Consider the following 13,213-nt stretch of genomic DNA (forward strand, 5'->3'; position numbering starts at 1 on the left):
TCCTACGAAAGCAGTGGTCGCAGACGTTCTTCCATGGCGCGCCGCCCCTGCAAGCCGCCGCTGTGCACGGCGATCAGGCGACTGCCTCGCGGCACCCGCCCGGCGACAACTTCGTCATGCAGCGCAAGCAGCAGCTTGCCTGTGTAGAGAGGGTCCAGCGGCACGCCGCAGCCTTTCTCGAAGTCAGCCATGAAGCGCGCCAGAGGCGCATCGACCTTGCCGAACCCACCACGACTGGCATCCAGCAACCGGTAGCCGATATCGCCGTGCCCGGACTCCGTCAGCAGCCGCGGCAGCATGGCCTCGACGCCATGCCCAGGCGGCACCGCGAGCGCACCGACGACGGGATGCGCACCCGCCTCGCCCAACACCAGCCCGGCCAAGGTGGTGCCAGTGCCGCACGCTGCCCAAAGCTGGTCGTAATCGGGCCAGCCCAGCTCCGACAGCTGCTCGCGCAGCGCAGTCAGCAGATCGGCACATCCCAGCGCACCGGGCAGCCCGCCCCCGCCTTCGTCTACTGGCAGCAGCTGCGGATAGCGCTCCCGCCAAGGCAGCCAGAAGCCCTCGGCATGACGTTCGCGATAGCCGGCGTAACCGAGCCAGTGCAGTTGGATGCCGAACTCGCGCAGGTCGCGCACGGTCGGGGTGTCCTGCTCGTTACCGCGCAGCAGGCCGACCGTTTCGAAGCCGAATCGCGCACCGGCGGCTGCCAGCGCGTGCAAATGATTGGAATGGGCGCCGCCCAGGCTCATCAATCCGGACAGGCCCTGCTCGGCTGCCTGACGCAGATAGGGCGCGAGCTTGAACCACTTGTTGCCCGAAACCAGCGCATCGACTTGATCCAGACGCAGAAGCGCCAGCTCGACGCCCGCGCCTTCGAGCCAGTCCAGATGAACGGGGTGCAGCGGCGGACGCGGCCGCCAGTCGGGGAACAGCAGGCCAGCCATCTACCGCGAAGTCACTCCGCGCAGACGACCGACATTCTTGTGCCGGCTGCAGCAGTTGCTTTCGCCTTCGACGAAGCGCCCGGGGGTATCCACGCGGTCGATCGGCAATGCACAGCGCTCGCCGTTGGACAGCCGACCGTCGCAGGTCGGTTGCTGGTAGTGGGCCAGCCACTGGCAGTACTGGCTTTCCGAGACGAAGCACTTGGCCGCGGCGTAGGCCATGGGATTTTCCTGGTAGCGGGCGATGTCCTGCAGCGCAATGGTCAGGTGCCCGGCGCCGGGATGGTAGACGACGAAGATCACGCCCAGCTCGGAGAGGCGCGCCAGCGCCGCGTTGTCATCTGCCTTGGCGGCCTGCGCGGCAAGCTCCTGGCGCAGTGACTCGTTATCCCGCTGCAGCTGTTTGTCCAGCTCGTTGCGATAGCTCAGCTCGGCATCGCGAATGGCCAACTGCTCCTTGTAGTGCGCAGTGACCGACGCGACCTTGGCATCGGCTTCGGCCGCGAACTGGGCACGCAGTTCGTCCAGCTCGGCGCGACCTTGTTGCTCGATACTGCGTAGCTGCGCAGTGAGCTCTTCGCGCCCACGCTGGAAGCCGCTGAGGCGCTCGTCGAGCTCCTTGCGCAGCTCCGCATTGATCTCTTCTTCACGCGAAAGTCCCAGGCGCAGCGCCGAAAGCTCGGCCTGCAGGACCTGCAATTGCTCCTCGGCGCTCAGGCGCAGGCGCTGGACCTCGTCCTGGTGCTGCTGGCTGAGGCTGGACAGCCGCGACTCCTGCTGGCTGAGCAACTCGGCGGTCTTCTGCTGGTGTTCCTCGAGCATCGCCTGGGCCAGCTTCTCGGCCTCCTCGCGAGCCGCTTCGGCCGGGGCGTACCACTGGTGCTCGGCGGCCATCTGCAGGCGCTCCGGCGCCACCACGGCCGGCTCCTCCTCGGCCAGGATGCCGAGCTGGTTGCGCTTGATGGCGTCGCGCATCATCACCAGGTGGTTGCTGCCCGCTACCAGGCTCGGGTCCCACAGGTGCATCTGGTGCCAGGACACCGGGCATTGGCTGCGGCAGGCCAGGCGGATCGGCCCTGCGCCCATGTCCGGCCCGCGCCCGGCGCGCTCGGCGAGCTTGCGCAGCGGCAGGTTCCAGCCCCGGTCGGCCTCGCCCTTCTCGTCGAAGTCCAGGTAGAAGAACACGGTGGCCTTGACCAGCAGGCGCGGGTTGATCAACACGTAGGCCAGGCGCATCTGCTGGTCGGCGTATTCGGGGATGTGCACCACGTTGTCCAGCAGAGCCTCGAACTCCGGGTAGAGCATTTGCTTGCAGACCCCGTGATCATTGAAGAAGACCACGGCCTCTACCATTTGCGGCTTCTTCTGAATGCTCATGCATGGACCTCTGGCCAGTACGGAGAACGCAGTGGAGGACGCCTTGCGGCGGCGTCTGACAGGGGGCTGGAGCCCGGCTGGAGGCAAGTCTAGGGGAAATACGGCGGCCGGCAATGTGACTGGGTTGGCACTCGACCCGCCGGCAGTAGGAAGGGGATGTACGACACGACCAAAAGTGTGAAGCGGTCGCCGCTTCGCTCATGCGGCGGCCGCCAACCCCCGGGACGAGGGCCGCAGCCCTCGCCCCTCCGGAATCAGAGCTCGGCCGCCAGGCGCGAGCCCTGGTTGATGGCGCGCTTGGCATCCAGCTCGGCAGCAACGTCGGCGCCACCGATCAGGTGCACGCTCTGCCCGGCGGCGACCAGGCCGTCATGCAGCTCGCGCAGCGGCTCCTGGCCGGCGCAGACGATCACGGTATCCACCGGCAGCACCTGCGCTTCGCCACCGGCGACGCTGATGTGGAGGCCGGCATCGTCGACCTTCAGGTATTCGACGCTGTTGAGCATCTGCACCTGCTTGTTCTTCAGGCCGGTGCGGTGGATCCAGCCGGTGGTCTTGCCCAGGCCGTCGCCGACCTTGGACTTCTTGCGCTGCAGCAGGAATACCTGGCGCGCCGCGGCGTGCGGCTGCGGCTTGATGCCGGCGATGCCGCCGCGGGCTTCCAGGCCCTCGTCGATGCCCCACTCCTTCCAGAAGGCGTGGCGATCCAGGCTGGTGGATTCGCTGCCGTGGGTGATGAACTCGGAGACGTCGAAACCGATGCCGCCGGCGCCGATCACCGCGACCTTCTGCCCGACCGGCTTGCGTTCGAGGATGGCGTCCAGGTAGCTGATCACCTTGGCGTTATCGATGCCGGGGATCGCCGGGGTACGCGGGACGATGCCGGTGGCCAGGATGATCTCGTCGAAGCCGCCCTTGGCCAGGTCGTCCGCCGACACGCGGGTGTTCAGGCGCACGTCGACGCCGGTGGTTTCCAGCTTGCGCTTGAAGTAGCGCAGGGTCTCGTAGAACTCTTCCTTGCCCGGCACACGCTTGGCCACGTTGAACTGCCCGCCGATCTCGCCGGCAGCGTCGAACAGGGTCACGGCATGGCCACGCTCGGCAGCCACGGTGGCAGCGGCCAGGCCGGCCGGGCCGGCGCCGACCACGGCGATCTTCTTCACCTGGGTGGTCGGGATGTAGTTCAGCTCGGTCTCGTGGCAGGCACGCGGGTTCACCAGGCAGCTGGTGAGCTTGCCGCCGAAGGTGTGGTCCAGGCACGCCTGGTTGCAGCCGATGCAGGTGTTGATCTCGTCGGCGCGGCCTTCGGCGGCCTTGTTGACGAAGTCCGGATCGGCGAGGAACGGACGGGCCATGGAAACCATGTCGGCGTCGCCCTCGGCCAGCACCTGCTCGGCCACTTCCGGGGTGTTGATGCGGTTGGTGGTGATCAGCGGGATGCCCACCTCGCCGCGCAACTTGGCGGTGACCTTGGTAAAGGCCGCGCGCGGCACCTTGGTGGCGATGGTCGGGATGCGCGCTTCGTGCCAGCCGATACCGGTGTTGATGAGGGTGGCGCCGGCCTTCTCGATGGCCTTGGCCAGCAGGACGATCTCGTCCCAGGTGCTGCCGCCCTCGACCAGGTCGAGCATCGACAGGCGATAGATGATGATGAAGTTCGGGCCGACGGCCTCACGCACGCGGCGGACAATCGCCACCGGCAGGCGCATGCGGTTCTCGTAACTGCCACCCCAGCGATCGGTGCGCTGGTTGGTGTGGGCGACCAGGAACTGGTTGATGAAGTAGCCTTCCGAACCCATGATCTCGACGCCGTCGTAGCCGGCCTCCTGGGCCAGGGACGAGCAGGTGACGAAGTCCTGGATCTGCTTCTCGATGCCCTCCTCGTCCAGCTCGCGCGGCTTGAAGGGGTTGATCGGCGCCTGGATGGCCGAAGGCGCGACGGATTTCGGGCTGTAGGCATAACGACCGGCGTGGAGGATCTGCATGCAGATCTTGCCGCCCGCTTCATGCACCGCCTGGGTGACGACCTTGTGCTTCTCGGCTTCCTCGCGAGTGGTCAGCTTGGCCGCGCCAGCGTAGACGCCACCTTCCTCGTTCGGACCGATGCCGCCGGTGACCATCAGGCCAACGCCGCCGCGGGCGCGCTCGGCGAAGTACGCCGCCATGCGCTCGAAGCCGTTCGGGCGCTCTTCCAGGCCGGTGTGCATCGAGCCCATCAGGGTGCGGTTGCGCAGGGTGGTGAAACCCAGGTCCAGGGGGGCGAGCAGGTGCGGGTAAAGGGCGGTCATAGATCCTCCACAACAGGCATGGCGATTCACGGATGCCGGAGCCTCGGACGGGCCACGGTCGGTATGCGGCAGACTCTAAGCAGCACCCGAGCCCCACTCAATGATCGAAAATGACAAGTTACTGATCCTAGATGACACCCCGACTTGGCAAGTGCCGGCGTCTCCCCTACCCTGACGGACAGTCCCGGAGCAACGCATGCGCAAGCTGATCTTCCTCGTCCTGATCACCCTCTTCGCCGGTTACGCCGGCTGGGCCGAACGGCGTCCGGTCGGCCACTACCTTTCCGACCTGCGCAGCCAGGTGGTGCTGAACGTCGGCGCACCCTCCGAACGCGGCAACCTGCTGGGCATCCAGCCCGAACTCTTCAACGGCGACTACCAGAGCGCCGCGCGCCTGCGCCTGAAACTCGCCGCCTATCTGCAGAAGGCCCGCGAAGCGAACCTGCTCGGCCCGCGCACCGTGGTGGTGTTTCCCGAGCACATCGGCACCTGGCTGGTCGCCGCCGGCGAGAAGCCCGAGGTCTACAGCGCCACGAACCTGAACGACGCCATGCGCTGGATGGCCATCAGCAACCCGCTGAAGGTGGCGCGCGGCTGGCTCTCCGCCAAGGGCCAGGACCGCCTCGCCGACGCCCTGTTCCGCATGAAGGCGGTGGACATGGCGCACGACTACCAGAGCATCTTCGGCAGCCTCGCCCGGGAATTCGGCGTGACCCTGGTGGCCGGCTCCATCGTCCTGCCCAACCCCTGGGTCGAGGACGGCGTGCTGCGCACCGGCAACGGCCGCCTGTACAACGTCAGCCTGGTGTTCGGCGCCGACGGCCAGCCCCTCGGCGAGCCACAGCGCAAGGTCTACCCTATCGACTCCGAGAAAGGCTTCATCCGCGCCGGCCACAGCGACAACCTGCAAGTACTGGAAACCCCTGCCGGTCGCCTCGGCGTGCTGATCTGCGCCGACAGCTGGTATCCGATCAACTACGCGGTGCTCGCCACTTCCAAGGTAGAGCTGATCGCGGTGCCGGCCTTCCTTTCCGGCAACGATCAGTGGCGCCAGCCGTGGCACGGCTACAACGGCGCGGCGACACCCGCCGACGTGCAGCTCAAGCCCGGCGAGCTCAGCGAAGGCGAGGCCTGGGAGCGTCTGTCCCTGCCCGGCCGCCTCGGCACCAGCGGCGCCCATGCCGGCATCACGGTATTCCTCCGCGGCCAGCTCTGGGACCTGGGCAGCTCCGGCCCCGGCATGGTGGTCGGCGGCAGCTCGCACCAACTGGCCGAAGACGGCCCGGGCGCGCGCCTGATCAACCTGTGGCTGTGAGCATGAAGCCAAGCGGCATGCGCCTCGGCGACCTGTCCGTGGGCTTCGTCCATGGCCTGGCCGACGCCTTGCGCGACTGCGGCCTGCAACCCCAGGCACTGCTCGAACAATACGGCCTTGATGCCGCGCGCTTCGCCGAGCCCGGCGGACGCCTGTCGATTCCACGCTACATGCGCTTGGGCCACGCCGCCATCCAGCTCAGCGGCGACCCCGCGCTAGGGCTGCGCATGGGCCAGTTCAGCCGCATCCAGCAAGTCGGCCTGGCTGGCGTAACCGCCGCCCTGGCGCCCGACCTGCGTGCCGCCAGCCGCGCCCTGATCCACTTCGAGCCGCTCTATGCGCAGAACTATCGCGGCCGCTCCAGCCTGCACGAAGATTCCGGCGGCGCCTGGCTGAGCTTCTACTCGATCAGCCCCTACAACGCCTACAACCGCTTCGTGGTGGATTCGGTGCTAGCCGGCTGGCTCAGCTACCTGAGCCACGTCGCCGGCCAGTCCGTACGTGCGCAGAAGGTGGAAATCGAATACCCAGCGCCCGAGTACGCTGCGCGCTACGAGGAGTTCTTTGGCTGCCCGGTGGAGTTTTCCGCCGGCGCCAACCGGCTACGCCTCGACCAGCCGACGCTGGCACTGGGCAACCGCGAGCATTGCCCGAGCACCTGGCGGCAAATGCTGGAAATCTGCGAGAAGGAGCTCGACCAGCTGACCCGCACACGCACCCTTCGCGAACGCGTGGTGCAACTGCTGGGGCCGCTGCTGAATGGCCGCGAGCCGGACCTGGAGGAAGTCGCCGCGCGACTCAAGCTGCCGACCTGGACATTGCGTCGCAAGTTGGCCGAAGAGGGCACGCAGTTCCGCACCCTGCTCAACGAGACTCGCCGCGACCTGGCGATGATTTACATCCGCGACACCGACCTGGCCTTCGGCGAGATCGCCTACCTGCTTGGCTTCGCTTCGGCCGAGGCTTTCCAGCGCGCCTTCAAGCGCTGGAGCGGACTGCCGCCGGGCGAGTACCGGCGCTCCCAGCGCCAGGGCGCCTGATCACATCTCGGTGGCGTCGTCGGCCGGCTCCGGCGCATCCGCTTCGGCGCGGTGTTCTTCGAGCAGTTCTTCCTGATAGTCGTCCATTTCCGATTCTCCTGACCGTTTGATCCGGTTTTAGCAGAGCATCGGCTAAAAGCCTAGACAGCTTCGGTAACGATCATGTGACAGGAAGACGCACTCTCCCGCAGGCAAGACGAAAGGATTTTTCCGGGGCCAATGAAAAAGCCCCCAGGTATTTCTACCTGAGGGCTTCGAATATGGCGCAGCGGACGGGACTCGAACCCGCGACCCCCGGCGTGACAGGCCGGTATTCTAACCGACTGAACTACCGCTGCGCGTCGGCTGGACATGACGTCCAAAGGGTGTTGCAGCCTTCCAACTTCCTGTTGCCACGGAGCTTTCACTCAACGTTGCTTGAGTTCGGGGCAGTGAACTCCAGGAGGGGGAAGATGGCGCAGCGGACGGGACTCGAACCCGCGACCCCCGGCGTGACAGGCCGGTATTCTAACCGACTGAACTACCGCTGCGCGTAACTTGCGAGATTGGTGGGTGATGACGGGATCGAACCGCCGACCCTCTGCTTGTAAGGCAGATGCTCTCCCAGCTGAGCTAATCACCCTTCGTCTCGAAGTGGGGCGCATTCTACCGACGGCAGATCCTAAGTCAATGCCATGATTGAATTTTTTTTGAAAAAACTGCGATTGGCGATTTTTCCACCAAAGCAAAAGCAGCGCAGCGGAAAAGAAAAAGGGCGACCCTTGGGCCGCCCTCCTTCACCATCACCTCGACCTCAGTCGAGGTAGATCATCTTGCGTGTCATGCCGCCGTCGACGACGAACTCCTGCCCGGTGACGAAGCCGGCGTTCTCGCCCAACAACCAGGACACCAGCGAGGCTACATCCTCCACAGTGCCAACGCGCCCGACCGGATGCTGGTCGTGATCCAGCTCGGTGAGCGGCACAGCTGCGCGCTCGCTCGGGTCGCGTGCGTCGATCCAGCCCGGGCTGACCGCGTTGACGCGAATCTCCGGACCAAGGCTCACGGCCAATGCGTGGGTCAGTGCCAATAGACCACCCTTGCTCGCCGCGTAGGCCTCCGAACTGCGTTCGGACTGGTGCGCACGAGTCGAGGCGATATTGACGATGCTGCCCTGGTGCGCGCGCAGATACGGCGCACAGTGCTTGGCCAGCAACATGGGCCCGCTGAGGTTGACCGCCAGGGTGCGGTTCCACTCGTTCAGCGTGAGGCTTTCCAGCGGCGTTACGCCCGGGCGCGCGATGGCGGCATTGCAGACCACCGCGTCGAGCCGGCCGAACTGGCCGAGCACTTCCGCCACGGCCTGCGCCACCTGGCTTTCCTGGGATACGTCGAGGCCAATGAACCAGGCCTTGTCGCCCAGGGCCTCGGCAACCTTCGAGCCGCGTTCGCGGTCCTGGTCGACCAGCACCACCTGCCAGCCCTCGGCGATCAGCCAGGCGCAGATGCCCAGGCCGATGCCCCGCGCTGCGCCGGTTACCAGCGCGACCTTGCCGTTGCCAATGATGGTTGCGAGATCGCTCACAGTGCCGCCAGGCCTCGTGCCAGGTCCTTCTTGATGTCTTCCAGGTCTTCCAGACCGACCGCGACGCGGATCAGGTTGTCGCGGATGCCGGCGTTCGAACGCTCCTGCGGCGACAGGCGGCCGTGGGAGGTGGTCGCCGGGTGGGCGATGGTGGTCTTGGTGTCACCCAGGTTGGTGGTGATGGAGATCATCCGGGTGGCATCGATGAAGCGCCAGGCTGCGGCCTTGTCGCCCTTCACCTCGAAGCTGACTACCGCGCCGAAGCCCTTCTGCTGCCGCTTGGCCAGCTCGTGCTGCGGGTGGCTGGCGAGGCCCGAGTAGTAGACATGCTCGATGCCCGCCTGCTGCTCCAGCCACTCGGCCACCGCCTGGGCGCTGGCGCAATGCGCCTGCATGCGCACGCGCAGGGTTTCCAAGCCCTTGAGGAATATCCAGGCATTGAACGGGCTGAGGGTCGGGCCGGCCGTGCGGAGGAAGCCGACAACGCCTTCCATCAGCTTGCGGCTGCCAGCAACCACGCCGCCCATGGTGCGCCCCTGGCCGTCGATGTACTTGGTCGCCGAGTGGATCACCACGTCCGCACCGAGCTTCAGCGGCTGCTGCAGCGCCGGGGTGCAGAAGCAGTTGTCCACAGCCAGCAGAGCGCCCTTGGCGTGGGCGATTTCGGCCAGCGCGGCGATGTCCACCAGCTCGGCCAGCGGGTTGGACGGCGACTCGACGAAGAGCAGCTTGGTGTTGGGCTTGATCGCCGCTTCCCAGGCCTTGAGGTCGCTCAGCGGCGGGTAATCGACTTCCACGCCGAAGCGCTTGAAGTACTTCTCGAACAGGCTGATGGTCGAGCCGAACACGCTGCGCGAGACCAGCACGTGGTCGCCGGCGCTGCAATGGGTCATCACCAGCGAGAGGATGGCCGACATGCCGGTGGAAGTGGCGACCGCCTGCTCGGCGCCTTCAAGGGCGGCGATGCGCTCCTCGAAGGTGCGAACGGTCGGGTTGGTGTAGCGCGAGTAGACGTTGCCCGGCACTTCGCCGGCGAAACGCGCGGCGGCGTCGGCGGCGCTGCGGAACACATAGCTGGAGGTAGGGAACAGGGCTTCGCCGTGTTCCCCTTCCGGAGTGCGCTGCTGCCCGGCGCGTACCGCCAGGGTGTCGAAGGCTGCATCGTCCAGGTCGCTATCGAGGCGACCGGCTTCCCATTCCCTTGCCATGCCCTGGCCTCCCTCAGTCGTTGTACAGGTCGATGATGGCGCTGACCGCCTGAGCCTTGACCTTGCTGGCGTCGTTGCGCGCCTGCTCGATCTTGTTCAGGTAGGCCTCGTTGACGTCACCGGTCACGTAGTTGCCGTCGAACACCGCGCAGTCGAAGTGCTCGATCTTGATCTTGCCGCCGCCGACCGCATCGATCAGGTCCGGCAGGTCCTGGTAGCCCAGCCAGTCGGTGCCGAGCAGCTCGGCGACTTCCTCGGTGCTGCGATCATGGGCGATCAGTTCGTGGGCGCTCGGCATGTCGATGCCGTAGACGTTGGGGTAGCGCACCGCCGGGGCGGCGGAGCAGAAGTAGACCTTCTTCGCGCCGGCCTCGCGGGCCATCTGGATGATCTGCTTGCTGGTGGTGCCGCGGACGATGGAGTCGTCGACCAGCATCACGTTCTTGCCGCGGAATTCCAGCTCGATGGCGTTGAGCTTCTGGCGCACGGATTTCTTGCGCGCGGCCTGGCCCGGCATGATGAAGGTCCGGCCGATGTAGCGGTTCTTCACGAAGCCTTCGCGGAACTTCACGCCCAGGCGGTTGGCCAGTTCCAGCGCGGAGGTGCGGCTGGTGTCCGGAATCGGAATGACCACGTCGATGTCGTGGTCCGGACGCTCGCGGAGGATCTTCTCGGCCAGCTTCTCGCCCATGCGCAGGCGCGCCTTGTAGACCGAGATGCCATCCATGATCGAATCCGGACGGGCCAGGTAGACGTGCTCGAAGATGCACGGCGCGTATTTCGGGTTGGCCGCGCACTGGCGGGTGAACAGCTTGCCTTCCTCGGTGATGTACACCGCTTCGCCCGGAGCCAGGTCGCGGATCAGGGTGAAGCCGAGGACGTCCAGGGCCACGCTTTCCGAGGCGATCATGTACTCGACGCCGTTCTCGGTGTGGCGCTGGCCGTAGACGATCGGGCGGATCGCGTTCGGATCGCGGAAACCGACGATGCCGTAACCGGTGATCATCGCCACCACGGCGTAGCCGCCGACGCAGCGGGCGTGCACGCCGGCAACGGCGGCGAAGACGTCTTCCTCGGTGGGCTGCAGCTTGTTACGCACCGCCAGCTCGTGGGCGAAGACGTTCAGCAGCACTTCCGAGTCGGAGTTGGTGTTGACGTGGCGCAGGTCGGACTCGTAGATCTCGCGCGACAGCTGCTCGACGTTGGTCAGGTTGCCGTTGTGCGCCAGGGTGATGCCGTAGGGCGAGTTGACGTAGAACGGCTGGGCCTCGGCCGAGCTGGAGCTGCCAGCGGTCGGGTAGCGCACATGGCCGATGCCGACCTTGCCTACCAGGCGCTGCATGTGACGCTGCTGGAAGACGTCACGGACCAGGCCGTTGTCCTTGCGCAGGTACAGCCGGTCATCCTGACAGGTAACGATGCCGGCAGCGTCCTGGCCGCGATGCTGGAGAACGGTGAGTGCGTCGTACAACGACTGATTGACGTTCGACTTGCCCACGATACCGACGATGCCACACATGCGACGCAACCCCTAGTTGGTGTTTCAGGCTAAACAGACCGACGCAGCGGGCGTGCACGCCGGCAACGGCGGCGAAGACGGCTTTCTCGGTGGGCTGCAGCTTGTTACGCACCGCCAGCTCGTGGGCGAAGACGTTCAGCAGCACTTCCGAGTCGGAGTTGGTGTTGACGTGGCGCAGGTCGGACTCGTAGATCTCGCGCGACAGCTGCTCGACGTTGGTCAGGTTGCCGTTGTGCGCCAGGGTGATGCCGTAGGGCGAGTTGACGTAGAACGGCTGGGCCTCGGCCGAGCTGGAGCTGCCAGCGGTCGGGTAGCGCACATGGCCGATGCCGACCTTGCCTACCAGGCGCTGCATGTGACGCTGCTGGAAGACGTCACGGACCAGGCCGTTGTCCTTGCGCAGGTACAGCCGGTCATCCTGACAGGTAACGATGCCGGCAGCGTCCTGGCCGCGATGCTGGAGAACGGTGAGTGCGTCGTACAACGACTGATTGACGTTCGACTTGCCCACGATACCGACGATGCCACACATGCGACGCAACCCCTAGTTGGTGTTTCAGGCTAAACAGAATTCCGTTGTTGCCGGACCCGCGGGACCGGCTCCGGGCGGCGACCTCGCCGCCCACCCCTGCCATCACTGGCCGGGGATCAAGCTCCCCATGCCGACGGGCGGGGCCAGATGACCACTGGCGAACCATTGCCCGGCGAATTTGAGAACGATGTTCTTCGACCAGTCGGCCACCAGCAGGAAATGCGGCAGCAACACCGACTGCTGCCACCATGGGTCCTGCTGGACAGGCGCGAGGCTCAGCAGACCGACCAGCAGCACCACCAGCAACACGCCACGGGCGCCGCCGAAGGCCATGCCGAGCACCCGATCGGTGCCGGACATGCCGGTGACCCGGACCAGTTCGCTGATGAGGTAATTGACCAGCGCCCCCAGCATCAGAGTGGCGAGGAACAGCAGCGCGCACGCCGCGATCACGCGGCCCGACGGCAGTTGGATGTAGGGAGCCAGGTGTTCGGCGAGCGCACCGCCGAACATCCACGCGACCGCGCCCGCGACAATCCAGGTGAGCAGGGACAGGGCTTCCTTGACGAAGCCTCGGCTCAGACTGATCAGGCTGGAAACGACGATGATGCCGATCATCGTCCAATCGACCCAGGTAAATGCCACGTTGCGGCCCAGAAACGAAAAAGGCCCCGCATTTTAGCAGAGCCCTAGGGTTTAGCGGAGCCCCCGATGCAACGGGAGCCATTTATCGGTGATCAGCCGCGCTCCGGCTGGAAGCGCACCACGAATCCATTGAGTTTCTGCTGCTTGCTCAACTGCTCTTTCAGGCGATCCGCCTCGGCGCGCTCGACCAACGGACCGACGAACACCCGGTTCATGCCGTCGGCGCTGCGCACGTAGGCGTTGTAGCCCTGGCTGCGCAAGGTTTTCTGCAATTCTTCGGCGCGCGCGCGATTGGACAGGCTGGCCAGTTGCACCGACCAGCTCACCGGCAGGTTGTCGCCATCCAGGTGCTGAGCCGGGGCCGGCGCAGCTGCCTGCTGCTGGACCGGCGCCGCCGGGCGCGGTGCCGGAGCGACCTGTTGCGGCGCAGGCGCCTGCGGCAAGGTGGCGATAGGTGCGCTGGGCTGAGCGACGGGCGCGCTGGGCACCGGCAAGGCGGCTTGGGCCGGCGCCTGCTCGGTGGCCGGAGCCTGCGGCTGGGCCGCTTCGGCATCGACGGCCTGGGGTTCGGGAACCGCGGTCGGCTGGACGGCCACCGCCGGCATTTCCGGCGCCTTGGGCATGCTCGGGGCGTCGACCACCACCTGGCGCATCTCGTCCTGGCGGCTGAACAGCATCGGCAGGAAGATCACCGCCAGCGCCAGCAACACCAGCGCACCGACGATCCGCTGCTTGAGCCCCTTATCCAGCATTGCCATTGCCACTCCCCCTTTCTTGA

At 66.1% G+C, this 13,213-nt stretch carries 11 protein-coding genes and 3 tRNA genes; 2 read left to right on the top strand and 12 right to left on the bottom strand.

Going from position 1 to position 13,213, the window contains the following annotated elements:
* Nucleotides 1-2 precede the first annotated feature (2 nt).
* The 3 genes from PKB_RS18995 to PKB_RS19005 all read right to left on the bottom strand — a co-directional run bounded on the left by PKB_RS18995 (nucleotide 3) and on the right by PKB_RS19005 (nucleotide 4,612).
* Nucleotides 3-947 (bottom strand): 1-aminocyclopropane-1-carboxylate deaminase/D-cysteine desulfhydrase, encoded by a 945-nt coding sequence (locus tag PKB_RS18995; RefSeq protein WP_052355327.1) that lies wholly within the window; start codon nucleotides 945-947, stop codon nucleotides 3-5.
* Entirely contained in the window at nucleotides 948-2,324 is a 1,377-nt protein-coding gene (locus PKB_RS19000) for a hypothetical protein (RefSeq protein ID WP_043253543.1), read from the bottom strand.
* Nucleotides 2,325-2,578: 254 nt separating this feature from the next.
* Complete coding sequence (locus PKB_RS19005) at nucleotides 2,579-4,612, bottom strand: NADPH-dependent 2,4-dienoyl-CoA reductase (protein ID WP_043253544.1); 2,034 nt, start codon at nucleotides 4,610-4,612, stop codon at nucleotides 2,579-2,581.
* A 196-nt stretch (nucleotides 4,613-4,808) separates the two neighbouring features.
* On the opposite strand from PKB_RS19005, the gene PKB_RS19010 reads away from it, so the two are divergent.
* Both PKB_RS19010 and PKB_RS19015 read left to right on the top strand, forming a co-directional pair.
* Nucleotides 4,809-5,927, top strand: coding sequence for a carbon-nitrogen hydrolase family protein (locus tag PKB_RS19010; RefSeq protein ID WP_043253545.1), 1,119 nt, complete (start codon nucleotides 4,809-4,811; stop codon nucleotides 5,925-5,927).
* Between the two features lie 2 nt (nucleotides 5,928-5,929).
* The gene (locus PKB_RS19015; protein ID WP_043253546.1) at nucleotides 5,930-6,967 is read left to right on the top strand and encodes an AraC family transcriptional regulator; all 1,038 of its coding nucleotides are present in this window, start codon (nucleotides 5,930-5,932) and stop codon (nucleotides 6,965-6,967) included.
* Nucleotides 6,968-7,228: 261 nt separating this feature from the next.
* Here the strand turns inward: PKB_RS19015 and PKB_RS19020 are convergent.
* The 9 genes from PKB_RS19020 to PKB_RS19055 form a co-directional block, all read right to left on the bottom strand.
* A tRNA-Asp gene (locus tag PKB_RS19020) sits at nucleotides 7,229-7,305 on the bottom strand.
* A 115-nt stretch (nucleotides 7,306-7,420) separates the two neighbouring features.
* A tRNA-Asp gene (locus tag PKB_RS19025) sits at nucleotides 7,421-7,497 on the bottom strand.
* Between the two features lie 16 nt (nucleotides 7,498-7,513).
* Nucleotides 7,514-7,589: transfer RNA gene (locus PKB_RS19030), tRNA-Val, on the bottom strand.
* A 171-nt stretch (nucleotides 7,590-7,760) separates the two neighbouring features.
* Nucleotides 7,761-8,513, bottom strand: coding sequence for an SDR family oxidoreductase (locus PKB_RS19035; protein ID WP_197539284.1), 753 nt, complete (start codon nucleotides 8,511-8,513; stop codon nucleotides 7,761-7,763).
* Between the two features lie 14 nt (nucleotides 8,514-8,527).
* On the bottom strand, nucleotides 8,528-9,739 hold the full coding sequence (locus PKB_RS19040; RefSeq protein WP_043253548.1) for an O-succinylhomoserine sulfhydrylase: 1,212 nt from the start codon (nucleotides 9,737-9,739) through the stop codon (nucleotides 8,528-8,530).
* A gap of 13 nt (nucleotides 9,740-9,752) precedes the next feature.
* Nucleotides 9,753-11,258, bottom strand: coding sequence for an amidophosphoribosyltransferase (purF, locus tag PKB_RS19045; RefSeq protein WP_043253549.1), 1,506 nt, complete (start codon nucleotides 11,256-11,258; stop codon nucleotides 9,753-9,755).
* Nucleotides 11,140-11,790, bottom strand: a complete 651-nt coding sequence (locus tag PKB_RS29250) for an amidophosphoribosyltransferase (protein ID WP_422613515.1) — start codon at nucleotides 11,788-11,790, stop codon at nucleotides 11,140-11,142. Before PKB_RS29250 ends, purF begins: the two co-directional genes overlap by 119 nt.
* A gap of 102 nt (nucleotides 11,791-11,892) precedes the next feature.
* Nucleotides 11,893-12,435, bottom strand: coding sequence for a CvpA family protein (locus PKB_RS19050; protein WP_156958048.1), 543 nt, complete (start codon nucleotides 12,433-12,435; stop codon nucleotides 11,893-11,895).
* Nucleotides 12,436-12,527: 92 nt separating this feature from the next.
* A complete protein-coding gene (locus PKB_RS19055; RefSeq protein ID WP_043253551.1) occupies nucleotides 12,528-13,193 on the bottom strand; it encodes an SPOR domain-containing protein in 666 nt (221 codons plus the stop codon).
* Nucleotides 13,194-13,213: the final 20 nt, after the last annotated feature.

It is taken from the genome of Pseudomonas knackmussii B13 (assembly GCF_000689415.1).
GTDB classification, from domain to species: Bacteria; Pseudomonadota; Gammaproteobacteria; order Pseudomonadales; family Pseudomonadaceae; genus Pseudomonas; species Pseudomonas knackmussii.

Bases quoted from the DNA above. Each gene is read 5' to 3' on its own strand.
- PKB_RS18995 (WP_052355327.1), bottom strand. From the start codon at position 947: ATGGCTGGCCTGCTGTTCCCCGACTGGCGGCCGCGTCCGCCGCTGCAC.
- PKB_RS19000 (WP_043253543.1), bottom strand. From the start codon at position 2,324: ATGAGCATTCAGAAGAAGCCGCAAATGGTAGAGGCCGTGGTCTTCTTC.
- PKB_RS19005 (WP_043253544.1), bottom strand. From the start codon at position 4,612: ATGACCGCCCTTTACCCGCACCTGCTCGCCCCCCTGGACCTGGGTTTC.
- PKB_RS19010 (WP_043253545.1), top strand. From the start codon at position 4,809: ATGCGCAAGCTGATCTTCCTCGTCCTGATCACCCTCTTCGCCGGTTAC.
- PKB_RS19015 (WP_043253546.1), top strand. From the start codon at position 5,930: ATGAAGCCAAGCGGCATGCGCCTCGGCGACCTGTCCGTGGGCTTCGTC.
- PKB_RS19040 (WP_043253548.1), bottom strand. From the start codon at position 9,739: ATGGCAAGGGAATGGGAAGCCGGTCGCCTCGATAGCGACCTGGACGAT.
- purF (WP_043253549.1), bottom strand. From the start codon at position 11,258: ATGTGTGGCATCGTCGGTATCGTGGGCAAGTCGAACGTCAATCAGTCG.
- PKB_RS29250 (WP_422613515.1), bottom strand. From the start codon at position 11,790: ATGTGTGGCATCGTCGGTATCGTGGGCAAGTCGAACGTCAATCAGTCG.
- PKB_RS19055 (WP_043253551.1), bottom strand. From the start codon at position 13,193: ATGGCAATGCTGGATAAGGGGCTCAAGCAGCGGATCGTCGGTGCGCTG.